We start from the raw sequence: 26,571 nt of genomic DNA on the forward strand, positions 1-26,571 counted from the left end.
GCGCGGGGGCAACCGGGGCCGGGTAGCGGTTACCGGCCCCGGTGGAGGGGTCGGGTGGTACTTGCAGGCGCCTGGGATCAGGCGGTGGTCGTGCTTTCCGGGAGTGGGGGCGCGACCAGGGGCAGCAGGACCCGGAACCGGGTGTCGCCCGGCGCCGACTCGACCTGGATGTCGCCGCGGTGCTTGTTGACCACGATCCGCCACGAGATGTCCAACCCCAGCCCGGTCCCCTCCCCCACCGGCTTGGTGGTGAAGAACGGCTCGAAGATCCGCCCCAGCAGCTCCGGCGCGATCCCCACGCCGGTGTCCCCGATCTCCACCACCGCGCGGTCCTCCCGTCGGGACGTGCGCACGGTCAGCGTCCCCTCGCCGCCCATCGCCGCCAGCGCGTTGTCCACCAGGTTGGTCCACACCTGGTTCAGCTCCGCCGCGTACGCGGGCAGCGCGGGCAGCGACCGGTCGTAGTCCTTGACCACCCGCACCCGGTCACCGATCTTGCGCCCCATCATCACCAGGGTCGAGTCGAGCAGCTCGTGCACGTCGACCACCTGGAAGGGCGCCCGGTCCAGCTGCGAGTACTGCTTGGCCGCGCCGACCAGGCTGGAGACCCTGGTGGTCGCGTCCTCGATCTCGTTCATCAGGGTCTCGGTCTCCACCGTGTAGCCCAGCCACCGCACGGCCGCCTCGGTGGCGGTCTGGGGACAGCGGTTCACCGCGTGCTCCAGCCACGCCACGTCCAGGCCACCGGCCACGAGGGTCGGCGCGAGCTCCCAGCCGCCCTCGACGCCGTGCGCGGCCAGCCACTCGCCGACCTCGTCCTCGCGGTCGGCGGCCTCCATCGGTCCCAGCTCGGGGGCCTTGGCGACCCGCTCGACGGCCTCCGCCTGCAACTCCACCAGCACCGGCAGGGTGGCCGGGTCGATCGAGCCGCCCGCGAGCATGGCCAGCTTGTGACGCATCCCGGCGACCCGCTCGCGCAGCGCGGCGGTCGCGCGGACCGCCGCGGCGGCCGGGTTGTTCAGCTCGTGGGTCAGGCCCGCCGACAGCGAGCCCAGCGCCAGCAGCCGCTCGCGCTGGCCGACGATGCGCTGGGTGTTCCGCATCCCGATGAGCAGCCCCTCCAGCAGGTGCATGGCCATCGGGAACCACTCGCGCACGATCGGCCCGAAGTCCCGCGCGGGCAACTGGTACAGGCGCACGTCGGTGATCGCCTCGGCGGTCATCTGGTAGGCGGTCCCGGACGCCGCGTCGGTCTCCAGGTACGCCTGGGTGGCGCCGAAGTAGGCCCCGCGGTGGTCGGTGCGGTTGATCTCGACGCGCTGGCCGCCGATGTCGCGGCTGAGCGCGATCGTGCCGTCGAGCAGCACGAAGAAGCACGTCGCGGGTTCACCCTCGGTGTGCACGGCGCTGCCCGCGGCGCGGATCTCGACCTGTCCGTGCTCGACCAGCCAGGCCAGCTGGTCCTCGTCCAGGTGCTGGAACAGGAACAGGCCGCGCAGGTCGTCGGCGGTCAGCTTCAGCGGCTCGTTCTGCGGCTCGTTCCGGGGGGACATCAGGACCTCTCCAGGTAGCGGTGCACCAGCGATACCGCCATCGCGCCTTCGCCGACCGCGGAGGCCACCCGCTTGACCGAGGCGGCGCGCACGTCGCCCGCGACGAACACGCCGGGCAAGCTGGTCTCCAGGTGGTAGGGCAGGCGGTCCAGGTCCCACCCTGCCGGGGCGCGGCCGTCGGCGACCAGGTCCGGTCCGGCCAGCACGAACCCGCGCTCGTCGCGCGCCAGCGTGCCCTCCAGCCAGTCGGTGCGCGGCGCGGCGCCGATGAAGGCGAACAACCACGAGGCGCGCACCGAGGTCTTCTCGCCGGTCCGGTTGTCCCGCAGGACCAGCGACTCCAGGTGGTCGCCGCCGCTGCCGCCGACGACCTCGGTGCAGGTCAGCACCTCGATGTTGGGCACGTCGGCCAGCTGTTGGACCAGGTAGTGCGACATGGTCCGCTCCAGCGAGTCGCCGCGCACGAGCAGCACCACGCGGCGCGCGTGGGCGGCGAAGTACAGGGCGGCCTGGCCCGCGGAGTTGGCACCGCCGACCAGGTAGACGTCCTGGCCCGCGCAGTGGGGCCCCTCGGTGGTGGCCGCGCCGTAGTACACGCCTCGGCCGGTCAGCCCGCCCAGCCCCGGCGCGTCCAGCATCCGGTAGGACACGCCGGTGGCCAGGATGACGGTGTGCGCGGCCAACTCGGTGCCGTCGTCGAAGCGCACCACGCGCGCCGCGCCGCGCGGCTCGAGCCCCACCACGTCGCGGGTGGTCAGCAGTTCGACGTCGAACTTCAACGCCTGCCTGCGGGCGCGCTCGGTCAGCTGCTCGCCCGAGACGCCCTCGGGGAACCCCAGGTAGTTCTCGATGCGGCTGCTGGTGCCCGCCTGACCACCGGTGGCCCGGCGCTCGACCAGCACCGTGCGCAGGCCCTCCGAGCCGCCGTAGACCGCCGCGCCCAACCCGGCGGGGCCGCCGCCGACCACGATCAGGTCGTAGAAGTCGGTGGAGGGCCGCGTGCTCAGGCCGACCTTCGCGGCCAGCTCGGCGTCCGACGGCCCGACCAGCGCCTCGCCCTCCGCGGTCACCACCACCGGCAGCCGGGTGCCGTCCTGGCCCGCGGCGGTCAGCAGCCGGACGGCCTCGGGATCGGTGCCGTCCAAGGCGTGCCAGCGGAACGGCACCGAGTTGCGGGCCAGGAAGTCGCGCACCTCGTAGGAGCGCGGCGACCAGCGGTGGCCGACCACCCGGACCTGCCGGGGCGGTCTGCGGTCGGTCGCGCACCAGTCGGCCAGCAGCCGGTCCAGCACCGGGTAGAGCTTCTCCTGCGGCGGGTCCCACGGCTTGAGCAGGTAGTGGTCCAGGTCGACGACGTTGATCGCCCGGATCGCCGCGTCGGTGTCCGCGTAGGCGGTCAGCAGCACGCGCCGGGCCACCGGGAACAGGTCCATGGCGGCTTCCAGGAACTCGACGCCGGTCATCTGCGGCATCCGGTGGTCAGCCAGCAGCGCGGCCACCTCCTCGCCGCGCATCTTGATCTCGCGCAGCGCCTCCAGCGCGTGGGGGCCCGACTCGGCCCTCACGATCCGGTAGCTCTCGCCGTACTGCCTGCGCAGATCACGCGCGATGGCCCTGGACACGCCGGGGTCGTCGTCCACGGTCAGGATGGAAGGCCGTGCGGGGACGGGTGTGGTCATGCTGCCAAGTCAATCAGCGACACCCGCCCCAGCGGCACCGTCCCCGGTCAACGCCGGTTGCAGCCCGTCGGCGCACACCCGCACCGGGTACCAGTCCGCGGCGCGGGCGATCGGGTCGGTGAAGTCCAGCGGCTCGCCGTCCGGAGCGGTGCAGCACCCTCCCGCCTCCCGCGCCACGCAGTCGATGGCCGCCACGTCCCAGATCCTGGTGCGCCGGTGGAGGAAGGCGCCGTACGCGCCCTTGACGACCTGCACCGCGTCGAAGACGCTGTTGCTCATCCGGATGCCCAAGCAGCGCGATGCCAGCCAGGACAGCCGTCGGAAGTCCTCGCTCAGCTCGGCGGGCGGCCCGGTGTCCAGCCCGTGGGCCACCAGGCAGTCGGCCAGCTCGGTGCGCGCGGGCGTGCGCACCCGCACTCCGTTGAGGTGGGTTCCCCCACCGTGCTCGGCGAGCAGGACCTCGTCGAACTCCGGCAGCGCGATGCCCGCGGCCACCACCCGACCGTGCTCCACGACGGCCAGCATGGTGCCGTACAGCGCCGTTCCCGCCGCGTAGTTGCTCGACCCGTCGAGCGGGTCGAGCACCCACGTGGTGCCCGAGGGGCCGCGCCGCGGGCCGGTCTCCTCGTCCAGCACCGAGTCGTCGGGGAAGCGCGCGGTGATGCGGCCGACCAGCTCGGCGCTGATCGCCAGATCCGCCGGGGTGACCACCTGGTTGGGGTCGTCCGGCTTGACCGCGACGGCGGACCGGTCCGCCGAGCGGCGCGCTAGCGCGGCCGCGCGGCGCAGGCAGTCGTCGATGAACTCCAGGTGGGCCATGGCCGTTCCCCCTCCGCGATCCTCCGGTACCGCGCGACGATGGGGCGCTCCGGGGCGATGACGCCTGCGGGGACCTCACGCGCGGCGAAGAACGCCGCGCCGCAAGCCTCGGTCTCCTGCAGCACCAGTCGGTCCGACGCCGAGACGCGCGCCAGGTAGGCGGCGGTGACGTTGTGCACCTGGTCGCCGTTGGGGTACCGGTAGAAGTACTCGGGCCCCGCGAACACGTCGAGCAGGACCAGTTCACCCGCGCGCAGGCCGGTCTCCTCCCACAGCTCGCGGCGACCGGTGTCCTCGAACGACTCCCCCGGCTCCATCAGCCCTCCGGGCAGGCCCCAACCGCCGGTGTCGCGCCGACGCAGCAGGAGCAGCCGATCCCGCTCGTCGACCGCCACCACCGACGTGCCGGGCAGGATCAGCGGCCGACTGCCCACCAGTGCCCGCAACTCGGCGACGTAGTCCCTCACGCGCTCGCTCCCCCCTCGCCGATCGCCCGGCAGATCCGGTCGACCACCGGGTCCTCCATCTTCGGGTACAGGGGCAGCGTCAGCATCTCGGCGCACAACGCCTCGGTGTGCGGCAGCGGCGTCCCCGGCGTCAGGTGGCGGTAGGCGGACTGGCGGTGCAGCGGCGGGTCGAAGTAGGACCGCGTGCTGATCCCCTGTCGGCGCAGGCGGTCGGCGAGATCGTCCCGGTCGCCGCCGAACGCCTCGGCGTCGACCCGGACCACGAAGTCCTTGTAGGAGCTGAGCGCGCCCGCCGGAACCCGCTGTGGCTCGACGCCCACCACTTCCGCCAGGCCGCGCCGGTACCGGTCGACGAGGGCGCGCCGCCGCTGAGCCCACCTCGGGAACGTGCGCAGGTTGGCCCGCCCCAGCACCGCGGCCAACTCGGTCATCCGGCCGCTGAGGCCGGGCATCCTGCTGTCGTAGTCACCGGGGTTGCCGTACTCCCTGGCCACGCGCAGCTCACTGGCGAAGTCCTCGTCGGTCGTGGCGATCAAGCCGCCCTCGCCGGTGGACAGCGGTTTGGTGGGGCTGAGGCTGAAGACCTCGGCCACCCCCTTGGTGCCCACCGCTGTGCCGTCCGGGTAGCGGCTGCCGAAGCCGTGGGCGGCGTCGACCACCAGGGGAACACCACGCCGGTCCGCGACCTCCTGCAACGCCACGGTGTCGCAGGGCGCGCCGAAGGTGTGCACGGCCAGCACGGCCGACGCGCCGTCGACCACCGCGTCCACCGAAGCCGGGTCGAGGGTGCACGTCGCGGGATCGACGTCGGCGAAGCGGGGCGTCAGCCCGTTCCAGATCACGGCGTGACCGGTGGCCATGAACGTGAAGCTGGGGATGACGACGTCGCCCCGCAGGCCCAGACAGCGCAGCACGAGCATCAGGCCGGTGGTGCAGCTGCTGACCGCCACGACGCACGCGACGCCGAGGTGCTCGGCCACCTCCTGCTCGAAGGCGCGCACCAGCCTGCCATTGGTCACCATGCCCGATTCCAGCACCGCGCCGAGTTCGCGCAGCACTTCCTGGTCGACCTCGAACACCGGGCGAGCCATCGGGACGGGTTCGCAGTGGGTCATCGCCTGCTCCTTCAGGCTGCGACGCCGGATTGGGCGCGCACCGTGAGGTAGTTGCTGTAGCGGGGTGAGGTGAAGTCCAGGAACCGCCCGTGCGCCATGGCCTCGCGCACTTCGCGCACCGTGTCCACGACCCGGTTGCGCGTGTCGAAGCGCAGGTCCCGCCGGGCGCGGTCGAAGTTGACCCGGTAGTTGCGCGGGTCCACCACGTCCCGCTCGACGCGCAGCGCCGCGCCGGGCACCTCGCGGGCGATCAGCGCGCCCACCTGGTCCATCCGGTAGTTCTCGTCGTTGGACCCGCAGTTGTAGACGTGCGCGCCCGGTCCGGGCCGCCGATCCAGCGCCCGCAACACGACCCGCGCCGCATCCCGCACGTGCAGGAACGGTCGCCACTGATCACCACCGTGCACCACGACCTCGCCGAGGGCCACCGCGTCCGCCGTCATCGCGTTCACCGCCAGGTCGAACCTCATGCGCGGGGACAGCCCGTGCAGCGTGGCCAAGCGCAGCACCTGCGGGGAGAAGCCATCGCAGCAGGCCGACAGCAGGTGGTGCTCGGCCAGGATCTTCGACCGCGCGTAGACCGACTGCGGGTTCAACGGCGACCAGACGTCGGCCTCCTCGCGGCAGGCCCCGTAGTTGCTGCACGTGGAGGCGAACACCAAGCGGTGCACCCCGTTGCGACGGCAGGCTTCGGCGACGCGCACGGTGCCGACGTAGTTGACGTCCCACGCGTCGTCCGGATCCACGCCGCAGGCGGGGTCGCCGACGATGGCGGCCAGGTGCACCACCGCGTCGACTCCCGCCAGCACGTGCTCCCAGTCGGCGGGTACCCGCACGTCGGCGTCGACGCGGGACACGCCGTCCACTTCGGACGCCGGGCCGGCGACGGCGCCGTTGTCCAGGACGACCACCTGCCTGCCGCGCCGCACCAGCTCACGGGTCAGCACCGAGCCGAGGTAACCCCGCCCCCCGGTGACCAGCACTCTCTCTGCCGTCACGGCCCCTCCGATCAGCGTTGGGTTGTGTGGACCAACCGTGATCCCCTCCCACCTCCGCGCGCCAGTAGCGCAATCACGGGACCTCGCAACGGGTTTCCGCCACAACGCGGCGGTGTACGCACCGGGGAACCGATGACACCCGTCGAGGAGGTTCGCGGTGCAACCCTTCCCCCTGCTCCCCGAGCAGCACAGCTTGTTCTTCTTCCAGCACCTGCTCGGCCCCGGTGTGGCGCACAACCTGGCCACCGATGTGCAAGTGCCCGCGCAGGTGGGTCCCGACCGGGTGCGCTCGACCGTGGAAGACCTGCTGGCCCGGCGTTCGGCGCTGCGCGCGGGCCTGGTCGGCCGTCCACCGCGCGCGCAGTGGCTGGGCGACGCCGCGCAGGAGCTCGTGGTGTCGGACGTGCCGGAAGTCGCACCAGCGCTGGAGCGGCGGCTCACCGAGCTGTACCACGCCGAGCTGTCCGGCCCGCACGAGTCCCGGCGCGCCCGCTTCGAGCTCTTCCGCGACGGCCGCGGGCAGTCGCTGCTGGTGCTGGCCGACCACCTGGTGACCGACCACCACTCGATGGGCGTCATCACCCGCGAGCTGACGGGCGCCTGGTCCGGACGTCCCGCACCGGAGGTGGTCGGCTATCCGGAGTTCTGCCGGTCACGCGCCCGTGACGGGCAGGCCCGCGCGGAGCGCGAGAAGTCGATCTGGGCCAGGGCTTTCGCCGACGTGCCTCCGTTGCGGGGCTTGATGCCGCACGGCGACGGCGAGGAGCAGGTCCGCGCGCAGCGGGATTCGACCCACCCCGGTCCGGCCTTGGCCGCGGCGGTGCGCGAGCTGTCCGGTCTGCTCAACGTCTCCGCGTTCAGCGCCGTGGCCGCGCTGGTGTCCTTGGCGGTCTGGCGGCGCACCGGGCAGGAGCGGTTCGCCATCCAGACACCGGTGTCCACCCGGCGCGACGCGGGCGCCGAGGACGTCGTGGGATACCTGATCAACGAGCGGCCCCTGGTGTGCCGTGTCGACCCGGCCCGGACGCTGCGCTCTTACGGCAGGCAGGTGTGGCAGTCCTGCGTCCGGGCTTTCCGGCACTCCCACCTCGGCGTGCCGGAACTGGCCGGGGACGTGCCCGCGTTCGGTGACTCGCTGTGCCAGGACCGGGTGGACTACCTGCAACTGCACGTGACCAGGGGCGACGGGCGGTTGCCCGGCACGGTGGCGGGGTCGGCGGGCGACGAGGTGACCCACCGGACCCGCGAACTGGGGACGTTCCGTCCCGGCGTCGACCTGACGTGCACCACGGTCCGGTTCGACTTCGGCGACGACCGGACGCTGGTGCGGACGTTCTTCGGCGGCCCTCGTGCGGGGTTCCCGGCGGCGGTCGCGCTGACCGATGACGTGCTGTGGTTGCTGGGTGAAGCAGCGGAGCACGTGGACCGCCCGCTCGGGGATCTCGCGGGCCACCGCGGGTAGGCGTCCGGCTGCCGGTGCCCCTGGAGGTGGCGTGCCAGGGGCACCGGACCGGGCTCCGGCTCAACCGCCCTGGCTGCGCCGGACGGCTTCCACGACGTCGCCGACGGTGCGCAGCTCGGAGTCCGAGATGGCCTCGTCCAGCTCGACGTCGAGCGCCTCCTCCAGCTTGAACAGCGCCCGCATCAGCTCCAGCGAGGTCAGCTCCAGCCCACCGCCCGCGAGCGGGGTGCCCGCCCGGACCGCCACCTCCACCGGGTGAGCGGCCTCGGCGACCAGCACCGCCACCACGGCCCGACCCGCGTCATCCAGAACGTCCACCGAGATCACCCTCCAGTCGTGATTCCTCCCGCGTCACCGCTTCCAGCGCGGTGCGCAGCGCGGTGAGCTTCGGCCTGCCGCGCCGCGCCGACTCCTCGGCGTAGTGCAGCATCATCGGCACCCGCTCCCACGTGTCGGCCAGCTCACGCGCCTTGCCCGCTTCCGGGGAACCGTCGCGCTGCAGCACCACCTGTCGCAGCCGCCGGTGCCGCGCCGTCACCCAGAGGTCCTCGGTCTGCCGGTAGGCCGCCGGGTCGGCCCCGCGCTCGGCGTAGTGCCCGGCCAAGCGCCGCAGGGCGGCCGCGCCGCACAGCCACTCACCACGGGGCCGCAGGTCCGCGTGCCCACCTGTGGCGAACCACTGGTATCGGGAGCGCACCGGTTCCGGCTCTTCGTCCCCGAAGGGGAAGCGGTCGCGCAACCGCTGTTCGGGGCTGCCGGGCGCGGTCGCCAGCACCGCGGGCAGGTGCTCGTCGGAGATCCAGCCCTCCCAGGGGGGTTGTTCGCCTCCCGCGTCGCGCATGGTGAAGCGGTCGGTGATGTGCCAGCGGCCTTCGTCGCGGCCGTCCACGACGCACCAGTGCGGCGCGTGGCGGCGGCCCCGGCCCGTGCTCCACGGGAGGTTGTGGACATCGGCGATAGCGATGACCCACCCGTGCCGCTCGTAGGCGCGCGACAACCCGGTCAGCAGTCCGCTCGCGTCGTCCGCCCCGGTGCGGTGCAGGTCGGGCGCGAGCAGCGGGCGCAACGACGTGCTGTGGTGCCGGAAGGCGAACAACTCCCCCTCCGGCCGAATCGCCAGCACCGATCCGAGCCCGATCGCGGCGGCCCAGTCCCCGCCCCGCCGCCACAGCGCTTCGGCCACTGCCGCGGTGTAGCAGGACAGCAGCGCTCCATCGGGCCGCACGGCTACCGGGCGCACAGCGTCTCCGGTGCGCTTGGCAGCGTCATCGCCGCGCGGACCAGGTCGGCTTTGTTGCCCAGGCCCAGCTTGCCGCGCACCCGCTTGACGTAGGTGTCCACCGTGTGCGGGCTGATCCCCAGCTTGCGCGCGGTCTGGTCCTGGGTCAGGCCGTCCGCGATGAACCGCAGCACCTGCCGCTCCCGCTGGGACAACGAGGTCCCCGGCTCACGCCCGCGCAGCCGTGCGATGGCGGTGATCGCCGCCAGCACCATGTCCGCCGCGAACACCGGACCCGCGTCGCGGGTCGAGACCACGAGCACCAGCGTGGCCGGGGGTGGCGCCACGTCGGTGACGTCATCGGTGAGCAGCACGTCCAGCCGCTCCGGTGGGGGAGCGGACCGCTCCGGCGGCAGGAGACGCACCCGCGTCCCCGGCAACCCCTCCAGCGCGGAGCGGAGAGCCGACGCCATCCGGCTGTCGGCGCACATCAACCCGACCGTGCACATCGAACCTCCAAAGCCCGTATGAGGGTGGTACTCCGGCACAAGCGCACCGGCCGGGGGTGCTCCGCCGCCCGGCCGCTAGCTGTCAACCGCCATCGCGGCGGGAACCTGGCGTCGTGCCAGGGCCAGCAGCCCCAGCGCGATCAGCAGCCCCGTCCCGGCGGCGGCGGTCAGCGCGGCGCGCAAGCCGCCTTGGCCGGTGCCGACCGTGACGAACACCGCCATCCCCAACGCCACGCCCAACTCGGTCGCGGTGTTGAGCAATCCGCCTGCCACTCCCCCGCGCTCGTCGGCCGTTCCCGGTGCGATCCCCGCGGTGCCCTCGGCGTTGGCCGCCACCGACGCGCTCCCACCACCCAGGCCCAGCAGGGCGAACCCGACCAGGACGGGCACCACGAACGCTCCGGTGGAGGGCAGCAGCACCAGAACGCCCGCACCCGCCGCGATGGCTCCCACCGCGGCGGCCATCACCGCCAAGCGGACGCCGCGCCGCCCGCCGACGCGCCGGGCGGCCAGCACCGAACCGGCGATCACCGCGAGGTTGAACGGCACGAACAGCGCACCCGACCACGCCGCGCCGACGCCCCTGGCGCCTTGCAAGTGCAACGCGCACAACGTCAGCACGGGCGTGGTGATGGCGTTGATCAGCGCGATCACCGCGGTCCCGGTCACCAGCGAGCGGGACCTCAGCGCGACCAGCGGCACCACCGGGTCGGTGGCGCGCCGCTCCACCAGCGCGAACCCGACCAGTGCCAGCGCGCCCCCGGCCAGCAGCGCGGGACCGGTGCGCGGGTCCGCCGCCTCGGTCAGGCCCAGCACCAGCAGGAACATCGCCAGGGTGATCAGCGCGCCGCCCGCCACGTCGACCCGGCGCGCGCTCCTGCTGCCCACAGGCATCAGCAGCGGGCTCAGCACCGCGCACAGCAGCGCGAGGGCGGCATTGCCCAGGAACACCCCCCGCCACCCCACGACCTCGCTGAGCACGCCACCCAGCAACCAGCCCGAGGCGCCGCCGAGCGCCTGGGAAGCCGACCACCAGGCCAGCGCTCGCGGGCGATCACGGGTGAACTGGCGGATCAGCAGAGCCAGCGCGGCGGCGGCGACCGCCGCGGCGCCCAAGCCCTGCGCACCACGCGAAACCAGCAGCACCGCGGGATGCCCCGCCAGCCCGCATCCCAGCGAGCCCAGCGCGAACAAGCACAGCCCCGCGCCCAGGACGCGGCGGTGACCGAACAGGTCGGCCAGCCTGCCCGCGATCACCAGGCTGCAGCCGAAGGTCAGGGTGTAGGTGCTGACCACCCACTGCACACCGCCGCCCGCGAAACCCAGGTCCCGCTGGAGGGCGGGGAGCAGGATGGTGACCAGGGTGATGTTGGCGACGACCAGGAACTGCGCCGTGCACAGCACCGCCAGCACCGGCCCACCACCACCGCGTCCCACGTGGACGGCCACCGGACAGCTCAAGAGGCCAGCGCGCCGGACTCGGAGCCGCCCGCGCGCAGCACCGCGTCGTACAGCGAGCGCGGCGTGGCGAACGTCGCGGCGTTGAGCGCTTCCTCGTCGAGCGTGACCTGGTAGTGGTCCTCCAGGTCGAACAGCAGTTCCACGGACCGCATGGAGTCCAGCCCCAGCTCGCGCAGCGAGGCGTCCGGTTCCAGCGGCTGGCCGTCCGGGGCGAACCTCAGGTGTCGCAACAGGATCGAGTCGAACGCGGGTGTCGGCACGGATCTGCCTCCTTCACTGTGTCGGCTCCCCTCAGCCAAGTCCACCGCGGCGCCGCGCTCAACGCGGCGGCACGTAGTGGTCAGGGCAGGCAGCCGGCACGAAGTGGGCCGCGCGTTGCCGGTGCTCAGATCCAGCCGCGCCGGGCGGCCAGCACACCGGCCTGGAACCTGCTGGTGGCGTCCAGCCGCTCCAGCAGGTGGGAGATCTTGCGCCGCACCGTGCGCACCGACAAGCCGAGCTGCCTGGCCACGTTCTCGTCCTTGGCGCCATCGCTGAGGTGTTGCAGGAGCACCAGGTCCTCGCCCGTGGGGCGCACCCCGTCCACTCCGCCGGGTTCGCTCCCGGCCGGTGCCGCGCGGCCCAGGCTCCACCACGTGTCGAACAGCGCGTAGAACACTCGCACCAGCGCGTGTCCGTGCACCACGAACCACGTGTCGGCTGAGTCGCCCTCCACTAACGCCACGCGGCGGTCGAACACGTGCAACCCAACGGGTGGGCTGCTCACCACGCGCATGGCATTGCTGTCCAGGCCGTCCAGCGAGCGGGCCTGGCTGGTGAGCAGGGACGAGGAGGGGCAGATCAGCCGGACGTCCACGCCTGGGCGAACCCCTTTGAGCTCGCGTCCGGCGGAGTGCAGCGCGTCGGCGTCGCCGGACGTCGCGCACATCCTCAGCAGCTCGTGCCGGGTGTGCCCGATGAGCGCGAGCAGCTGGACGTGGGTGGCCCCCGAGTTGGTGAGCACCTCCACCGGGGAACTCGTGCCGTCCACACCGGACAACAGCCCTTCACCGACGATCCGGCTCAGCTCGCCGTGCAACCCGGCGGCCTGCTTGCGGCGCTGGTTGTACTCGACGTCGATGTCGGCGCGCAGCCGTTCCACCACCAGCTCCGGACCGACCGGGTTGACCTGCATGCCCTCCTGCTCGCCGGTGACCAGCAGACCCATCTCGACCAGCCGGTCACGGCTGGCCTCGACGGCGGGTCGGGGGAGACCGGCGGACACCACCAGTCCGCCGAGCGAACAGCCGGGGTGGTGGGACACGCACCGGTACACCCGCATGTCCAGCTCGGTCAGGCCGACGCTTTCCAGCGACATCGTTTCCCCCAGACGTGGAAAAGTTATCCAAACGTGAGATCAAGTACTGTTTACCCGGCGGAAAAGCCCGAAAAACTCATGCTGAGCCGATCGGGGGCAGCGCCGGAGCTCGACCGCGTCGTCGGGTCGGGGGACGTCAGGACAGCAGCAACCGCAGCAGGGCGCTCACCAGCGCGGCCCCTGCCATGGCGGTGAGGATGGAGCGCTTGGCGGCCAGCAGCACCACGCCGACGCTGACACCCGCCAGCGCGGTCAGCGTGCGGAACGCGCTTACCTGCGGACCGCTGGGCCACAGCAGCATGACGACCAGACCGGCCAGCAGCGCCGGACCGGCGTTCAACAGCGCCGCTCCCAGCCATCCCGGCAGTTCGCGACCACCGAGGACCAGCGGCAGCACGACGCGGAGGGCGACCGAGGTCAGCGCCAGCGCCGCGACCACCCACCACACCCCGGTCACCGCCGCGCCCCCAGGACCGCGCCCGCCACCGCCCCGGCCGCGCCCGCGAGCAGCACGGGGATGCCCGGTGGTGTGAAGGGGGCCAGTCCGGCCACGGCCGCCACTCCCACCGCGGCCAGCGACCACGCCCGTCCGCTGGTCAGCTGGGACCGCAGCAGGCCGAGGAAGAACACCGGGTACGCCGCGTCGAGACCGAAGCGCGCGGGGTCGCCGATCGCGCCACCCAGCACGGCCCCCAGCGCGGTGCCCGCCGTCCAGCCGCACAGGCACAGCAGCCCCGCGACGGTGAGCACCCGCATGTCGTAGCGACCACCACCTCGGTGCGCGACGGCCCACGACCCGTCGGTGATCAGCAGCGCGCGACCGACCCTGGACCAGGGCGATCCGGTCAGCGCGGGCGCGATGGTGGTGCCCATCAGCAGGTAGCGGGCGTTGAGCGCGGCGGCGGTGCCGACCACGGCCCACAGCGAGCCGTCGTGGCCGAGCACCGCGATCGCGCCGTACTGGGCGCTGCCGGAGAACACCAGCAGCGACATGACCACCGGGGCCAGCACCCCGAGGCCGATCGACACGGCCAGTGCACCGAAGGCCATCCCGTCCGCGAAGTCGGCGACGGCCAGGGGCACCACGGGACGCACCACCCGGCCCAGCGGTTCACGCTCGGCGGCCCGCTCCGTCATCACGCACCTCCCCGGTCCGGTGGGGTACCTCGCGCTGGAGGGTCGAAACACCGGTGCTCACCAGTAGGCGCCGCGGAAGAAGACCAGCGGTTCCTCGTCGCCCCTGGAACCCGCTTCCAGTACACGTCCGATCAGGATGCGGTGGTCGCCTGCCTCCACCGCCTCCTCCAGGCAGCAGTCCAAGTAGGCCAGCGCGGAGCGCAGGACGGGCGCGCCGGAGCGCCCGGCGCGCACCGGCACGCCGTCGAATCGGTGCTCCGCGGGGCCGCAGAACCGACGGGACAGCTCCTCCTGGTCCCGGCACAGGACGTTGACCGCGAACGCCCCGGATTCCTCGATGCCCCGACCGGTCCGGGACTCGTGGCGCGCGCAGACCAGCACCAGTGGCGGGGACAGGGAAACGCTGGTGAAGGAGTTGACCGTCATGCCCAGATCGCCCGAGGGGCTCACGGAGGTCACCACGGCGACCCCGGTGGCGAAGTGGCCGAGCACTTCGCGCAGCCTCTCCTGGTCGATCCGCGGTGCGGTGAGCTGTTCGCGGTGGCTGTTCATCGGCGCTCCAGTCCTCCCGTCGCGAGCCCTGCTCGGCGCAGCGCTCCCCCACCGTGCGGTTCGGTCGCGCCGAGCGCCAACCGGACCGGCAGTTCCTGCCAGTGCCCTCCGGTGGCAGCAACGTGCCGCCTCGTTGAGCGCACGAGCGGCGCTGCGCTTTGGTCGTGGGGACGACTTTCGGCGCCGACGCGGGCGCCAGAGAAGAGGACCGGTCCGTGATCGAACAGATGCTGGACTCGGCGCACCGAGCACTGGCCGACGCCCCCGCCCCCGGCGATGCCGCTTACCTCGCGCTACCCCGGCTGCTGCATGAGCGGTTGTGCCGGGACTGGGACGAGGTGTTGCGCGCCAACGAATCCGACTTGACCGTCGCGCGGCAGCGGGGACACCCCGAGGCGCTGCTGGGCCGGATGCGCCTGGACCCCGAAGACTTGAGCTGGCTGGGCGAGCTGGCCCGGCAGGTGGCGGCCCACCTGCCCTCGGCGCTGGCCCCCGGCCCTGAGCTGCGCGGCGCATCCGGTGTGGTGACGCGCAGGCTGCCCAAACCGCTGGGTGTGCTGCTGGCCGTCTACGAAGCACGTCCCACGGTGACCGTCGAAGCGGCCCTGCTGGCGATCAGCGCGGGCAACGCCGTCCTGCTGCGCGGCGGCAAGGAGTTGGCCCGCACCAACGGCGTCATGGCCGGGACGGTGGCGAGCGCGTTGAGCGACGCTGGACTTCCCCCCGGATTGGCCCACGTGCTCGACGACCCCGACCGGTCGCTGCTGCGGGAACTGCTCAAGCGGCACGACCGGATCGACGCGCTGATCCCGCGCGGCAGCCCGACGCTGATCGACTACTGCGCCGAGCACTCACGCATCCCGGTGATCGCCAGCGGCGGTGGGGTCAACCACCTCTACGTGCACCGCGCGGCCGATGTGGAGCTGGCCGCGGAACTGGTGCTGGACAGCAAGCTGCCCCAGCCCGCAGGCTGCACCGCGGTGGAGACGGTGCTGGTCGACGGCGAAGTGGCCGGTGAACTGGTGGCGGCGCTGCTGCGCCGGGCTGCCGAGCCGGGCACCCCCCGCTTCGCGCTGCGCCTGCCGCCCGACCAGGTCCGGCGGTTCGCGCCAGTGGCCTCGGGCGTGGACATCGACGTGGCCGACGACGGCGACAACGGCCGCGAGTTCCTGGACCGCACGCTGGCCCTGCGCCCGGTGGACGGCTTGGACCAGGCCGTGCGCCACATCCGGCGCTACGGCACCGGGCACACCGAGGGGGTCATCACCGCGGACACCGCGGTGGCGGAGCGGTTCTGCGCGCGGGTCGACGCCGCCTGCCTGGTGGTCAACGGATCACTGCGGCTGGACGACGGTCCCACCATGGGGCTGGGGCCGGAGCTGTCGATCAGCACCGGCCGCCTCCACGTGCGCGGACCCGTCACCCTCGACGCCCTGCTGACGCACAGCTGGGTGGTGCACGGCAACGGCGCCACGCGCGAGGACCACCGGGCCGGGAAGCCCGCCGCCGTCGATGCCGAGCAGCGCGGGCCGGTGAAGATCTCGCGGCAGGTGGGGCGGAGCACGCGGGAGGCGGTGAGCGCGGTGGTGCGGCGACTGGTCCTGCGCGAGTCCCGCTCCCCGCTGTCCGCCGAGGACATCGGGGAGGACGAACCGCTCAACGGCGGCACGCTGCGGATCAACTCCTTCGGCTTCGTCGGGATGTTGGTGCACCTGGAGGACGAGCTGGACGTGCGGCTGCCGGACGACCTGTTCGTGGGCCGCCGCTTCGAAACCGTCGGCGACCTCGTCGACCTGGTCGGCTCGGCGTGCGCGTCGGGCGCCACCGGCACCGAGGAGGCGACCGGATGACCACCGAGATGCCGGTCACGTGGCGCAACGCGCTGCCGCACCTGGGCTACCGACTGCCCGCGGACCACCTGCCCGAACGCGGCCATGGCGCGGACACCGGGGTCGGGGTCAACCTGCCGCTGGAGCTGGTGCGGCAGAGCGTCAGCGGCGTCGAGCACTGGCCGATACCGGAGCGGGTCCGCGAGCAGTACGCCCGCTACCGACCCACACCGCTGTGGCGTGCCCGCGCGTTCGAGCGCGCCGTCGGAGCCAGAGCTCCGATCCACGTCAAGTACGAGGGCGGCAACATCTCCGGCAGCCACAAGCTCAACACCGCCTTGGCGCAGGCCCACTACTACCGGCTGGCGGGAGTCCGGGAACTGGTGACCGGCACCGGTGCGGGCCAGTGGGGCACCGCGCTGGCCGCCGCCTGCCGGGTGTTCGGCATGCGCTGCACCGTGTTCATGGTCGGGGAGAGCCTGCGCCGCAAGCCCTACCGCGGCTCGCTGATGCGAGTGCTGGGCGCACGGGTGCACGGCAGCCCCAGCGACCTCACCGAGGTGGGCAGGCACGTGCGGCGCGGCAACGGGCTGTCGCTGGCGATCGGCGAGGCTGTGGAGTACGCCGGGCGCGCGGAGGGCCGCGCGTTCGCCATCGGCAGCGGGGAGACCTACAGCCTGCTGCACCAGACCGTGATCGGTCAGGAGGCGATGACGCAGCTGCGGTCCGAAGTGGACACCGTGGTGGGCTGCGTGGGAGCCGGGTCGAACTTCGGCGGCATCGCGCTGCCCTTCTTCGCCGAGCAGGCAGTCGGCGCACGCGCGTCCACGCGCCTGCTGGCGGCGGAGTCCAGCAGCTGTCCGAAGTTGAGCAGAGGCGTCTACGCCTACGACCACACCGACGCCACCGGCACCGGCCCGATGGAGGCCATGTACACCGTGGGCAGCTCGTACTCGATTCCCGACGGGCACTCGGCGGGTCTGCGCTTCCACGGCGCGGCCAAGCTGATCAGCGCCATGCGGCACCACGGCCAGATCGACGCCGTCGCCGTGGACCAGCGCGCGGCGATGGAGGCGGCACGGCTGTTCGCGGCCACCGAGTCCACCCTGCCCGCACCGGAGTCCGGGCACGCGCTCGCGGCCGCCGCGCGGGCGGCCCGCGACGGGTCCCGCGCGGGCGTGCTGGTGTGCCTGAGCGGGCACGGGTACCTGGACCTGGGGGCCTACGAGCAGCACCTGGCGGGTGAGCTGGCGGACGAGAGCCCCGCGGACGAGGACCTGCGCGCCGCGACCGCCTGTCTGCCGAGGGTGGAGTCCGACGCGCTCGTGGACGCGCCGTGACGCCGGAGAGGGCCATGGCGGGCGTTGCCGCCGAGCTGTTCGACTGCGTACTGGTCAACCTGGCCGTGCTGGCCGACCTGCACCACGGGCCGGGCGCGCATCGCGCGCTGGGCGGTCCGCTGCGCTTCCGGCCGCGCCGCGTGGACGGCCTGCCGACCGTTGAACCCACGACGTCCCACCGGCTCGACGCGGCGCGCACCCACCTCGGCGTGGCCGCGGAGGAGCTCCCCGGCGACACCGACCTGACCGACGACCCACGCGGAGTCCTCTACGTCCTGGCCGACGCGCATGAACTGCCGTGGGTTCCCTACTACCAGCGCCAGCACATGGAGCACAGCTTCCTCGTGCACGTCGACAACGGTGTTCCGGTAGTGCTGGACGCCTACCACAACGACACCCCGTGGGGCGCTGCCCGACCGGTCCGGCTGCCCCTGCCCGTGGACGCGCTGCGCGGCTTGGCCGTGCGGGTCTTCCGCACGTGGCCGCGGGAGCCGTCCGGTCCCTCGCCCGACCGGGTCCTCGCGGCCAACGCCGAGCACTTCCGCTCGGCCGAGACCAGGGCCGCGGTCGAGAGCTACACCCTGGCCTACCGCCACCACCCCGACCAGCTCGCGGCGGTGACCGCGCTGGCCCTGGAGACGTGGCTGCTGGCCAGGTCGCACGCCTTGCACGCGCGGTGGCTGGACGATCACCGGCCCGAGGGCGCGGCGCGGGCCGCCGAACACGCCCGCCGCTGGTCCGACTTGGCCGAACGCGCCTACATCGCGCTGCGCAGGCTCCAGCGCGGCAGGCAGGCCCCACCGGGTCTGCACGACCGACTGGCCGAACTGCTGCGCACCGACACCACCGGATCGCTTTGGGAGGCACAGTGGACCAGCACCGCGTCGAAGAGCTCGTGAGGGACACGGCGGCATCCGTGCTGGCGGTCGACGCCGCCACGCTGGCCGCCACCGGCAACCTGTCCGACCTGCCCACCTTCAGCTCGTTCCGGGTGGTCACCATCGTGGAGCGGACCGAGGAGGAGCTCGGCGTGGAGGTCGACGCCGCCGAGCTCACCCCGGACAACCTGCACCGCCTGGACGCGCTGTGCGCGCTGTTCGTGCGCACCGCGGCGAAAGGGGTGTGAGCGGTGGCGCGGTTGGTGCACGAACTGCTCGACGAAGCCGTCGAACGGCGCGGTGCGGCGCCCGCGTTCAGCGGCAAGGGCCTGGAACTGGACTACCGGCAGGTGCGCTCGCTCAGCCTGGGCGTGGCGGCCGAGCTGGTCAGGTGCGGCCTGCGGCGGGGCGACCGCGTGGTCGTCCGCACGCCGAACGACCCGCGGTTGGCCGCCCTGGTCTTCGGGGCTTCGCGCGTCGGCGTGGCCCTGGCGGTGATTCACGAGCAGGTGCGCGGCCACGCGCTCGAGCACATCCTGGACGACTGCGGTCCCGGTCTGCTGGTCACCGCCGACCCCGAAGCCGGGAGGACGGCGCGGGAGCGCGGCATCGCGGTCGTGTCGCTGGAGGAGCTGACCGATCGGTCCGGCGTCGAGACGGGCGAGCGGGCCGGTGGCGTGCCCCCGCTCGCGGTGGACCCGGTGCTGCTGATCTACACCTCCGGCACCACCGCGCTGCCCAAGGCGGTCGTGTCGACCCACGCCCAGGTCGTGTTCGCCGCCGAGGCGATCCACTCGCGGCTGCGCTACCAGCCGGACGACGTGGTCTACTGCCCGCTGCCGCTGTCCTTCGACTACGGCCTCTACCAACTGTTCCTCGGCGTCCTCGGCGGATCGCACGTGGTGGTCGGCGACGCCGCGGAGGCAGGTCCCAGCCTGGTCTCGAACCTGGCGCGGGTGCGGGCCACCGTGCTGCCCGCGGTGCCGCCGGTCGCGGCGGCGCTGCTGCGGCTGCTGCGGCGCGATCCCTCGCGGACCGCCCCGCTGCGGCTGATGACCAACACCGGGGCCGCGGTGTCGCGTGACGTGCTGCGAGGCCTGCGCGCACTGCTTCCGCGCCTGCGGGTGCAGTTGATGTTCGGCCTCACCGAGTGCAAGCGGGTGTCCATCATGGACCCGGACGAGGACTTGGCGCGCCCCGACGCGGTCGGCAGACCGCTGCCGGGCACCGAGGTCTTCACCGTCGACGAGCGAGGCAACCGCCTGCCCGACGGTGAGCCGGGCGAGCTCACCGTGCGCGGCCCGCACGTGATGGCGGGCTACTGGCGCAGGCCTGAGCTGAGCGCGCAGCGCTTTCCGCTGGTGGACGGCCTGTTCCCGGAGCTGCGCAGCGGTGACTACGGCTGGCTGGACGAGGACGGCCACCTGCACTTCCTGGGCAGGCGCGACGACGTCTACAAGCAGCAGGGCTTCCGGGTCAGCGCGGTGGAGGTGGAGGCGGCGGCGCGCGGGTTGGACGGCGTGGACGCCGCGGCCGTGCTGCCGCCCGCACCGGAGCGGGACCACGCGGTCCTGGTCGTCGCCGCGACGGTGGAGCCGGGTCAGGTGCTGCGCCTGCTGGCGGCGCGGCTGGAGGACTTCAAGGTGCCCGCGCGGTGCCTGGTGCTCGACGCGCTGCCGGTGAACGCCAACGGCAAGACCGACAAGAAGGCGCTGCTGGCGCTGCTGAGGGAGAGCACCGATGCCTGAGATCGACCTGGCCGCGCTCGACACCCCCGCCTACGTGTACGACCTGGCCGAGGTGCGCCGGTCGCACGAACTGCTGCGCCGCGCGCTGCCTCGCCCCAGCGGGTTGTACTACTCGCTCAAGGCCAACCCGCACCCCGCGCTGCTGGGCTGCCTGCGAGACCGGGGCTGCCGGGCCGAGGTCAGCTCGCCCGGCGAGCTGCGCGCCGCGCTGGACGCGGGCTTCCCCGCCGCGGAGGTGCTCTACACCGGCCCCGCCAAGCGCGACGAGGACGTGCGTCGCGCCGTGGCCCTGGGGGTGCGCGAGTTCTCCGCGGACTCGCCCCGCTCGCTGGACCAGCTCGACGGGATCGCGGGCGAGCACGGCGTGCGGTTGCGGTACCTGCTCCGGGTCAACGCCAACGAGCCGGTGCCGGGCGTGGGCCTGGCGATGACGGGGGTGCCCTCGCAGTTCGGCGCGGACGTCGACTGGGTGGCGGGCAGGCCGCGGGCGTTCACCGGCCGCGCGAACCTGGACCTGGTGGGGCTGCACCTCTACATGGCCACCAACATGACCGACGAGGACCACCTGGTTGAGCAGTTCACCATCGCGATCGGGGTGGCCGCGCGGCTGCGCGACCGGTTGGGCACGTCCTTCCGCACACTCGACCTCGGCGGCGGGTTCGGCGCGCCGTACGCGCACGCGGGCGAGCTGCCCCGGTTCCCCACCCTGGCCGCGCGGGTGGCGGCGCTGCTGGACCGGGACTTCCCCGGCTGGCGCGGCGGTGCGCCCGAGGTGGTCTTCGAGTCCGGCCGCTACCTCACCTCCACCTGCGGCAGGTTGGTGACCAGGGCGCTGGAGGTCAAGTGGTCGCACGGCAAGCGGATCGTCGTGTTCGAGTCCGGCATCAACCACCTGGGCGGCATGTCGGGCCTGCGCCGGGTCCCGGTCATCTCACCGGACCTGGTCGACCCGAACCGACCGGGTGTCACCGGGGCGGCGGCGGGCGAGGACGGCGCGCTGGCCGTCGGACCGCTGTGCACGCCGCTGGACAGCTGGACCCGGTCGGCAGCGGTGCCCGACTTCCGCCCCGGTGAGGTCGCCGTGGTGCCCAACGTGGGCGCCTACGGCCTGTCCGCCAGCCTGGCGCTGTTCCTGGGCCACCCCATGCCCGCCGAGGTCGTCGTGGACGGCGGCCGGGTGCTGGAGAGCACCCGCTTGGCGGTGCGGCGCGAGCGGCTGGCCGCCGCACTCCCCCAACCCTTCGCGATGGCGGGTGATCTGTCATGACCCTGACAACGCCGCACGACGTGGACCACCAGGTCGCCGTGGTGCGGGAAGTCGCCGCGCGGCACGCGGCCGAGACCGACGAGCTGGCCCGCTTCCCGGTGGAGGCGCTGACCGCGATGCGGGAGACCGGACTGCTGGGCCTCGCGGTTCCGGTCGAGCACGGCGGGGCGGGGGGCACGACCGCCGACGTGGTGCGGGTCAGCTCCGCGCTGTCCCGCGACTGCACGTCCGTCGGGATGATCTTCACCATGCACTGCCAGCAGGTGGCGACGCTGGCCCGGTTCGCGGGCCCCGGACTGGCGCGGAACGTCCTGCCAGGCGTCGCCCGCGGCGAGGTCTACCTGGCGTCGGTGACCACCGAGGCGGGCACGGGCGGGCACCTGCTGTCCTCCGGCGCGGAGCTGAGCGCCGACCGGGACGTGCTGCACGTCGACCGGTTCGCCCCCGTCGTGACCGGTGGCCTGCACGCGGACGGGTTCCTGATCACCATGCGACGGCCCGGCGCGGTGTCCCCCGGCCAGGTCTCCCTGGTCTACGCCGATCGCGACCAGGTCGAGCTGACCGCCGAGGGCGGCTGGAACCCGCTGGGGATGCGCGCCACGCACAGCGTGCCGATGCGCATCACCGGTGATGTGCCCGCCGACCAGGTGGTGGGCGAACACGGGAAGTTCCCGGAGATGGCGGTGCTGTGCTTCGCGCCGTACGCGCACCTGGGGTGGGCGGCGTGCTGGCTGGGCGCGGCCTCGGGCGCGCTGGCGCGCACGGTGCGGATGCTGCGCGAACCCGCTGAGCGCAAGCGCCGGGACCTGGGCTCGGACCTGCTGCTGCACCGGCTCTCACGGGTCCGCGAGCGGCTGGACGGCGTGCACTCGCTGATCCAGCACGCCGTCTCGGTGCTGGCGAGCGGCGCCGACCCGGCGTCGCACCCCGTGCAGCTGCTGCTCAACGCGGTCAAGCTGACCGCGTCGGAGCAGTGCGTCGCCGCGGTCGAGGACCTGGTCGAGCTGGTGGGCATGCGGCACGGTTACCTGAGGAACTCGCCGCTGGCGCTGGAACGCGCGCTGCGCGACCTGCGGTCCGCACCGCTGAACTACAGCAACGACCGGCTGCGCGCGGCCGACGGCGCCCTGGTGCTGATGGACCAGGAGGTGCGCTTTGCCCGGCACCTGCGCTGAGGGGATCTGGCGCGCCCTCGGTGAGCGCGGCGCGCTGCGCGAGCTGTACCGGGACAGCGGCAGCCGCGTGCGGGTCGACCTGACGCGGGCGCGCGAGCTCATGCTGGAGGTCGACGCGCGGTGCTCGCTGGGCGTGGCGCTCGGCGTGTGCGTGCAGATCTCCTCCGCGCTGCCCGCCCTGCTGGATGCGGGCAGCGGCGAGGTGGCGCGCGCGGTTGCCGAATCCGCGCTGCGCGGCGAGGCGGTGGTCGCGCTGGCCGCCACCGACGACGCCGCCGCGGGGTCCGACCTCACCGCGCTGGGCACCTCGGTGCGGATCGACGGCGACCGGGTGGTGGTGGACGGGGGCAAGCGGTGGATCACCAACGCCACCCGCGCCGACCACTTCCTGGTGCTCGCCCGGCACCGGCCGGGCGAGCACTTCACCAGCTTCACCACGGTGCTGGTGCCCGCGAACGCCCCCGGCGTCTCCACCGAGGCCGCGACCACTCGGCTGTTCGACGGCTCGGGCATCGGTTCCGTGCGGTTGGACCAGGTCCGGTTGGACGCGGCCCACCTGGTCGGCCGCCCTGGCCAGGGCCTGGCCCGGTTCGCGCACGGCATGATCGCCGAACGCCTGGTGGGCGGGGCGTGGGCGGCGGCGCTGCTGCGCCGCGTGCTCGTCGAGACCTACCGCCACCTGGCCGGGGCGCGGCGAGGCGGAGCGCCGCTGTGGGACGACGAGGTCGTCCGTCGGCGGTTCGCGCGCTGCGTGCTGGTGCAGCGAAGGCTGGACGCGCTGTGCCGGACAGCCGAGGACGCCGCGCACGCCATGGTGGTGAAGGCGTCGGCGGCCGAGGCGGTGGACGAGGTGCTGGCCGAGTGCGCCGCCCTGCGGGGGGCCGAGGCGTTCGGCACCGGTGGGCTGCACGAGCTGCGCGCCGCCGCGGCGATGTGGGGCGTGGCGGGAGGCACCACGGACACCATGCTCGGCGGTATCGCCGCCCACACCCGTCAACTCCTGGAGCCGCTGCCGTGACCGGGTGGACGCGGGTGGCGGTCGGCCGGCTGGACGACCTCCCGCCGTCCGGTCTGGACTCCGCGGAGGGGATGCCGCCGTGGCGGGCGCGTGAGCACCTGGCCGGTCGCGCCCTGCTGCGCGGGCTGCTGCGCAGGCACACCGGTCGGGGCGACGACGCCATCGCCGTCGAGCCGTCCGGGCGTCCGCACCTGCCGGACCGACCCGAAGTGGGCATCTCCGTCTCGCACTCCAGCGGCCTGGTCGCCGCCGCCATCGGACTGGGGTGCCCGGTCGGTGTGGACGTCGAACGCCCCGCGCCGGTCGACCGCGCGGTGCTGCGGCGGTGCTGCGCCCCCGACGCGGTGGCGGTGCTGGACCGGCTGCCCGCCGACCGGCGGGCGCGCGAGTTCACCCGGATCTGGACGGTGCAGGAGGCCTGCGTCAAGGCGCTGGGCCTGGGACTGGCCGGACGACCGTGGACGGTGCCCGTGGCGCCGGGGCAGCACCGCGGGCGGTGGCGCGGGCTGCGCTGGGTGAGCTGGCCGGACCGGTGGGCCGCCCCGGTGTCGTGCGCGTTCGGACCACCAGCGGAAGAAGGGATGCGGAGATGACGCCATTCGAACTGGTCGACGCCGCCGCGCGGCGGCACCCCGAGCGGACCGCCCTGGTCGTGGGCGGAACCGCCTTCACCTACGCGCGGCTGCGCCGGGCGGTGGAGCGCACGGCCGCGGAACTGGTCGGCGCGCACGGCCGCCCGCCGCGCACCGTCGGCCTGCTGGCCGCCCGGCAGCCGCTGGCCTACTTGGGCTACCTGGCCGCGCTGCGGCTGGGCGCGACGGTCGTGCCGTTGAACCCGGCCTTCCCGGACTCCCGCAACGCCACCACGTCCCGCCTGGCGAGGCTGGACGTGGTCGTGGTCCAGGACGGCGCCCAACCGCCGCCGGGCCCGTGGACCGTGCTGCGCCAGGGCGAGGCAGTCCAGCCGGGACCGGTGCCGCCGTACGCGGGCCTGCCCGACGACACCGCCTACGTGCTGTTCACCTCGGGCTCGACCGGTGCGCCGAAGGGCGTACCCATCACCAACCGCAACCTGTCGGCCTACCTGGAGCACAACCTGGCGCGCTACCGGCTGGGACCGGGCTGCCTGCTGTCGCAGACCTTCGACCTCACCTTCGACCCGTCGGTGTTCGACATGTTCCTGGCCTGGAGCTCCGGCGCGACGCTGGTGGTGCCCAGTCGGGAGGAGGTGTTCGACCCGGTGGGCTTCGTCAGCGCGCGCGGGATCACGCACTGGTTCTCGGTGCCGTCGGTGATCTCGCTGGCCCGGCGGATGCGCAGGCTGCCCGAGGGGGCCATGCCGAGCCTGCGGCTGAGCCTGTTCGCAGGCGAGCAGCTGACCCTCCAGCAGGCGCGGGCCTGGCGGGCCGCCGCGCCCGGCAGCGCGGTGGAGAACATCTACGGCCCCACCGAGCTGACCATCACGTGCACCGGCTACCGACTGCCCGAGAACGCCGACCACTGGCCCAGCACTGCCAACCAGACCGTCCCGATCGGGTGGGCGTACCCCCACCTGGAGCACGTGGTGCTCGGCGAGGACGGCAGGCCCGCGAACGAGGGCGAGCTGTGCGTGCGCGGTCCGCAGCGATTCGCGGGCTACCTGGACCCCGCTGACAACGCGGGGCGCTTCCTGGCCTGGGAACCCGGTGCGGTGGCCAGGGTCCACGAGGGCGGGCGAGCGGTGACCACCGAGCACTGGTACCGCACCGGCGACCGGGTGCGCGCGGACGACGAGCACGGCCTGCTGCACATGGGCAGGCTGGACAGCCAGGTCAAGATCCACGGCTACCGGGTGGAGCTGGGCGAGATCGAAGCGCTGCTGCGCGAGCACCCCGTCGTCGAGGACGCGGTGGTGGTCTTCGACGGCGACAGCGACCTGCGCGCGGTCTACACCGGGCAGCGGGTACCCCCCGGCCAGCTGGCCGAACTGGTCGGCGCTCGGCTGCCGCGCTACATGGTGCCCCGCGAGTACCGCTGGATCAGCGAGCTGCCGTTGAACGGCAACGGGAAGGTGGACCGCAAGCGGCTGGCCCGCAGCCGGTGAGCGAGCCGAACGCCCGGTTCGGCGCGCCCTCGGCCGCGGCGGCGGGCGCGGCCTGCATCGCCTCCTCCACGGCGCTGGTCGAGCTCAGCGGCGCCGGTCCGATCACCGCGGCCGTCTTCCGCTGCGCTTACGCGCTGCCGTTCCTGGCGGCGCTGGCCTGGACCGAGCGCCGCGGGTGGCCTCTGCTCCGGACGCGCCTGGCGGTGCTGGCCGGTGTGCTCTTCGCCGTCGACCTGGTGTGCTGGCACTTCGCGATAGCCGCTCTGGGCGCGGATGTCTCCACGGTGCTGGTCAACCTCCAGGTGGTGCTGGTGGTGCTGCTGGGGGTGGCGCTGGTGTCCGGTGGCGGGGGTCGGGTCTCGGTCGCGGGGGTGCTGTGGGCGCTGGCCGCCGCGGCGGCCTACGCGGGCTTCCTGCTGGCGCTCGGGGAGGTCAGCGGCGACCCCGCGCTGTCGGCGACCCCGTTGGCGGTCGCCGCGGGGGCCGCGGCGGTCTGCACGGCGTTGACGGGCGTGCTGGTGCGCCAGATGGACTTCGCACCGCGCTGGTCCGCGCACGGCTGGCTGGCGGCGGTCGCGGTGACCGGGCAGGTCGTGGGCTGGCTGCTGATCTCGCGGTCCATGCCCCGCCTGCCGCCTGCGGTCACGTCGCTGACCCTGCTGCTCCAGCCGGTGGCGGCGGTGCTGCTGGCCGCGGTCGTGCTGGACGGGCACCCGACGGCGTGGCAGTGGGCGGGTTGCGCGCTGGTGCTGCTCGGCGTCCGGATCGCCCACCGCGGTACCGCCGCGCGCGCACTTGTTGCCCGCGACCGGACCTGACCACAACCTGTCGCCACCTTGAGCACCCCGCTTCGGTGCACTTCGCTGGAACCGCAAGCAGTTCTCGGGAGAAGAAGACGGAGACCG

Annotated in this window: 27 protein-coding genes; 12 read left to right on the forward strand and 15 right to left on the reverse strand. The window is 73.4% G+C overall.

Annotated features, from left to right (window positions below; translation table 11 throughout):
- Nucleotides 1-77: 77 nt before the first annotated feature.
- The 6 genes from JOF41_RS14130 to JOF41_RS14155 are packed head-to-tail and all read right to left on the reverse strand — an operon-like array spanning nt 78 to nt 6,631.
- Nucleotides 78-1,553: an ATP-binding protein gene (locus JOF41_RS14130; RefSeq protein WP_209619400.1), complete on the reverse strand. Its 1,476-nt coding sequence runs from the start codon at nt 1,551-1,553 to the stop codon at nt 78-80.
- The gene (locus JOF41_RS14135) at nt 1,553-3,232 is read right to left on the reverse strand and encodes an FAD-dependent oxidoreductase (protein ID WP_209619403.1); all 1,680 of its coding nucleotides are present in this window, start codon (nt 3,230-3,232) and stop codon (nt 1,553-1,555) included. Before JOF41_RS14135 ends, JOF41_RS14130 begins: the two co-directional genes overlap by 1 nt.
- Before the next feature lie 9 nt (nt 3,233-3,241).
- Nucleotides 3,242-4,051 (reverse strand): inositol monophosphatase family protein, encoded by an 810-nt coding sequence (locus tag JOF41_RS14140; RefSeq protein WP_209619405.1) that lies wholly within the window; start codon nt 4,049-4,051, stop codon nt 3,242-3,244.
- Complete coding sequence (locus JOF41_RS14145; RefSeq protein ID WP_189226761.1) at nt 4,000-4,518, reverse strand: NUDIX hydrolase; 519 nt, start codon at nt 4,516-4,518, stop codon at nt 4,000-4,002. Before JOF41_RS14145 ends, JOF41_RS14140 begins: the two co-directional genes overlap by 52 nt.
- On the reverse strand, nt 4,515-5,633 hold the full coding sequence (locus JOF41_RS14150) for a DegT/DnrJ/EryC1/StrS family aminotransferase (protein ID WP_189226760.1): 1,119 nt from the start codon (nt 5,631-5,633) through the stop codon (nt 4,515-4,517). Before JOF41_RS14150 ends, JOF41_RS14145 begins: the two co-directional genes overlap by 4 nt.
- 11 nt (nt 5,634-5,644) lie before the next feature.
- Nucleotides 5,645-6,631 (reverse strand): NAD-dependent epimerase/dehydratase family protein, encoded by a 987-nt coding sequence (locus JOF41_RS14155; protein ID WP_209619408.1) that lies wholly within the window; start codon nt 6,629-6,631, stop codon nt 5,645-5,647.
- Nucleotides 6,632-6,788: 157 nt separating this feature from the next.
- On the opposite strand from JOF41_RS14155, the gene JOF41_RS14160 reads away from it, so the two are divergent.
- On the forward strand, nt 6,789-8,093 hold the full coding sequence (locus JOF41_RS14160; protein ID WP_209619411.1) for a condensation domain-containing protein: 1,305 nt from the start codon (nt 6,789-6,791) through the stop codon (nt 8,091-8,093).
- Between the two features lie 60 nt (nt 8,094-8,153).
- Here JOF41_RS14160 and JOF41_RS14165 read toward each other — a convergent pair whose 3' ends face one another.
- The 9 genes from JOF41_RS14165 to JOF41_RS14205 all read right to left on the reverse strand — a co-directional run bounded on the left by JOF41_RS14165 (nt 8,154) and on the right by JOF41_RS14205 (nt 14,328).
- Entirely contained in the window at nt 8,154-8,411 is a 258-nt protein-coding gene (locus JOF41_RS14165) for a hypothetical protein (protein WP_209619414.1), read from the reverse strand.
- A complete protein-coding gene (locus tag JOF41_RS14170) occupies nt 8,395-9,333 on the reverse strand; it encodes a hypothetical protein (protein WP_189226756.1) in 939 nt (312 codons plus the stop codon). The genes JOF41_RS14165 and JOF41_RS14170 overlap by 17 nt, the downstream gene beginning before the upstream one ends.
- Nucleotides 9,321-9,803, reverse strand: coding sequence for a helix-turn-helix transcriptional regulator (locus tag JOF41_RS37020; RefSeq protein WP_244989592.1), 483 nt, complete (start codon nt 9,801-9,803; stop codon nt 9,321-9,323). The genes JOF41_RS14170 and JOF41_RS37020 overlap by 13 nt, the downstream gene beginning before the upstream one ends.
- Before the next feature lie 93 nt (nt 9,804-9,896).
- Entirely contained in the window at nt 9,897-11,270 is a 1,374-nt protein-coding gene (locus JOF41_RS14180; protein WP_209619417.1) for an MFS transporter, read from the reverse strand.
- Nucleotides 11,271-11,278: 8 nt separating this feature from the next.
- On the reverse strand, nt 11,279-11,542 hold the full coding sequence (locus JOF41_RS14185) for an acyl carrier protein (RefSeq protein ID WP_189226753.1): 264 nt from the start codon (nt 11,540-11,542) through the stop codon (nt 11,279-11,281).
- A 125-nt stretch (nt 11,543-11,667) separates the two neighbouring features.
- Nucleotides 11,668-12,639, reverse strand: coding sequence for a helix-turn-helix transcriptional regulator (locus tag JOF41_RS14190; protein ID WP_189226752.1), 972 nt, complete (start codon nt 12,637-12,639; stop codon nt 11,668-11,670).
- Nucleotides 12,640-12,775: 136 nt separating this feature from the next.
- On the reverse strand, nt 12,776-13,096 hold the full coding sequence (locus JOF41_RS14195; RefSeq protein ID WP_189226751.1) for an AzlD domain-containing protein: 321 nt from the start codon (nt 13,094-13,096) through the stop codon (nt 12,776-12,778).
- The gene (locus tag JOF41_RS14200; RefSeq protein WP_189226750.1) at nt 13,093-13,776 is read right to left on the reverse strand and encodes an AzlC family ABC transporter permease; all 684 of its coding nucleotides are present in this window, start codon (nt 13,774-13,776) and stop codon (nt 13,093-13,095) included. Before JOF41_RS14200 ends, JOF41_RS14195 begins: the two co-directional genes overlap by 4 nt.
- Nucleotides 13,777-13,833: 57 nt before the next feature.
- Nucleotides 13,834-14,328, reverse strand: coding sequence for a flavin reductase family protein (locus tag JOF41_RS14205; RefSeq protein ID WP_189226749.1), 495 nt, complete (start codon nt 14,326-14,328; stop codon nt 13,834-13,836).
- 215 nt (nt 14,329-14,543) lie between these two features.
- Between JOF41_RS14205 and JOF41_RS14210 the strand changes: the two genes are divergently transcribed.
- From JOF41_RS14210 to JOF41_RS38255, 11 genes are read left to right on the forward strand one after another with little or no spacing between them, the layout of a single operon-like run.
- Nucleotides 14,544-16,178 carry a glutamate-5-semialdehyde dehydrogenase gene (locus JOF41_RS14210; RefSeq protein ID WP_209619420.1) on the forward strand — a complete coding sequence of 545 codons (1,635 nt, stop codon included), beginning with the start codon at nt 14,544-14,546 and terminating at the stop codon, nt 16,176-16,178.
- Complete coding sequence (locus JOF41_RS14215) at nt 16,175-17,497, forward strand: TrpB-like pyridoxal phosphate-dependent enzyme (RefSeq protein WP_209619423.1); 1,323 nt, start codon at nt 16,175-16,177, stop codon at nt 17,495-17,497. The genes JOF41_RS14210 and JOF41_RS14215 overlap by 4 nt, the downstream gene beginning before the upstream one ends.
- On the forward strand, nt 17,494-18,396 hold the full coding sequence (locus JOF41_RS14220; protein WP_209619426.1) for a hypothetical protein: 903 nt from the start codon (nt 17,494-17,496) through the stop codon (nt 18,394-18,396). The genes JOF41_RS14215 and JOF41_RS14220 overlap by 4 nt, the downstream gene beginning before the upstream one ends.
- On the forward strand, nt 18,393-18,623 hold the full coding sequence (locus tag JOF41_RS14225; RefSeq protein WP_189226746.1) for a phosphopantetheine-binding protein: 231 nt from the start codon (nt 18,393-18,395) through the stop codon (nt 18,621-18,623). The genes JOF41_RS14220 and JOF41_RS14225 overlap by 4 nt, the downstream gene beginning before the upstream one ends.
- Before the next feature lie 3 nt (nt 18,624-18,626).
- Nucleotides 18,627-20,123, forward strand: coding sequence for a class I adenylate-forming enzyme family protein (locus tag JOF41_RS14230; RefSeq protein ID WP_189226745.1), 1,497 nt, complete (start codon nt 18,627-18,629; stop codon nt 20,121-20,123).
- Nucleotides 20,116-21,390, forward strand: coding sequence for a type III PLP-dependent enzyme domain-containing protein (locus JOF41_RS14235; protein WP_189226744.1), 1,275 nt, complete (start codon nt 20,116-20,118; stop codon nt 21,388-21,390). Before JOF41_RS14230 ends, JOF41_RS14235 begins: the two co-directional genes overlap by 8 nt.
- Nucleotides 21,387-22,565 (forward strand): acyl-CoA dehydrogenase family protein, encoded by a 1,179-nt coding sequence (locus tag JOF41_RS14240; protein WP_209619428.1) that lies wholly within the window; start codon nt 21,387-21,389, stop codon nt 22,563-22,565. The genes JOF41_RS14235 and JOF41_RS14240 overlap by 4 nt, the downstream gene beginning before the upstream one ends.
- Nucleotides 22,546-23,583, forward strand: coding sequence for an acyl-CoA dehydrogenase family protein (locus tag JOF41_RS14245; protein WP_229796229.1), 1,038 nt, complete (start codon nt 22,546-22,548; stop codon nt 23,581-23,583). The genes JOF41_RS14240 and JOF41_RS14245 overlap by 20 nt, the downstream gene beginning before the upstream one ends.
- On the forward strand, nt 23,580-24,176 hold the full coding sequence (locus JOF41_RS14250) for a 4'-phosphopantetheinyl transferase family protein (protein WP_209619431.1): 597 nt from the start codon (nt 23,580-23,582) through the stop codon (nt 24,174-24,176). Before JOF41_RS14245 ends, JOF41_RS14250 begins: the two co-directional genes overlap by 4 nt.
- A complete protein-coding gene (locus tag JOF41_RS14255; RefSeq protein WP_189226742.1) occupies nt 24,173-25,666 on the forward strand; it encodes an AMP-binding protein in 1,494 nt (497 codons plus the stop codon). The genes JOF41_RS14250 and JOF41_RS14255 overlap by 4 nt, the downstream gene beginning before the upstream one ends.
- Nucleotides 25,663-26,484, forward strand: coding sequence for an EamA family transporter (locus tag JOF41_RS38255; RefSeq protein ID WP_209619434.1), 822 nt, complete (start codon nt 25,663-25,665; stop codon nt 26,482-26,484). The genes JOF41_RS14255 and JOF41_RS38255 overlap by 4 nt, the downstream gene beginning before the upstream one ends.
- The last annotated feature ends 87 nt before the right edge of the window (nt 26,485-26,571 follow it).

It is taken from the genome of Saccharothrix coeruleofusca (assembly GCF_017876325.1).
Lineage (GTDB): Bacteria > Actinomycetota > Actinomycetes > Mycobacteriales > Pseudonocardiaceae > Actinosynnema > Actinosynnema coeruleofuscum.

Coding starts and splice junctions, on each gene's coding strand:
- JOF41_RS14130 (WP_209619400.1), bottom strand. CDS start 1,553: ATGTCCCCCCGGAACGAGCCGCAGAACGAGCCGCTGAAGCTGACCGCC.
- JOF41_RS14135 (WP_209619403.1), bottom strand. CDS start 3,232: ATGACCACACCCGTCCCCGCACGGCCTTCCATCCTGACCGTGGACGAC.
- JOF41_RS14140 (WP_209619405.1), bottom strand. CDS start 4,051: ATGGCCCACCTGGAGTTCATCGACGACTGCCTGCGCCGCGCGGCCGCG.
- JOF41_RS14150 (WP_189226760.1), bottom strand. CDS start 5,633: ATGACCCACTGCGAACCCGTCCCGATGGCTCGCCCGGTGTTCGAGGTC.
- JOF41_RS37020 (WP_244989592.1), bottom strand. CDS start 9,803: ATGTGCGCCGACAGCCGGATGGCGTCGGCTCTCCGCTCCGCGCTGGAG.
- JOF41_RS14190 (WP_189226752.1), bottom strand. CDS start 12,639: ATGTCGCTGGAAAGCGTCGGCCTGACCGAGCTGGACATGCGGGTGTAC.
- JOF41_RS14200 (WP_189226750.1), bottom strand. CDS start 13,776: ATGACGGAGCGGGCCGCCGAGCGTGAACCGCTGGGCCGGGTGGTGCGT.
- JOF41_RS14205 (WP_189226749.1), bottom strand. CDS start 14,328: ATGAACAGCCACCGCGAACAGCTCACCGCACCGCGGATCGACCAGGAG.
- JOF41_RS14215 (WP_209619423.1), top strand. CDS start 16,175: ATGACCACCGAGATGCCGGTCACGTGGCGCAACGCGCTGCCGCACCTG.
- JOF41_RS14235 (WP_189226744.1), top strand. CDS start 20,116: ATGCCTGAGATCGACCTGGCCGCGCTCGACACCCCCGCCTACGTGTAC.
- JOF41_RS14240 (WP_209619428.1), top strand. CDS start 21,387: ATGACCCTGACAACGCCGCACGACGTGGACCACCAGGTCGCCGTGGTG.
- JOF41_RS14255 (WP_189226742.1), top strand. CDS start 24,173: ATGACGCCATTCGAACTGGTCGACGCCGCCGCGCGGCGGCACCCCGAG.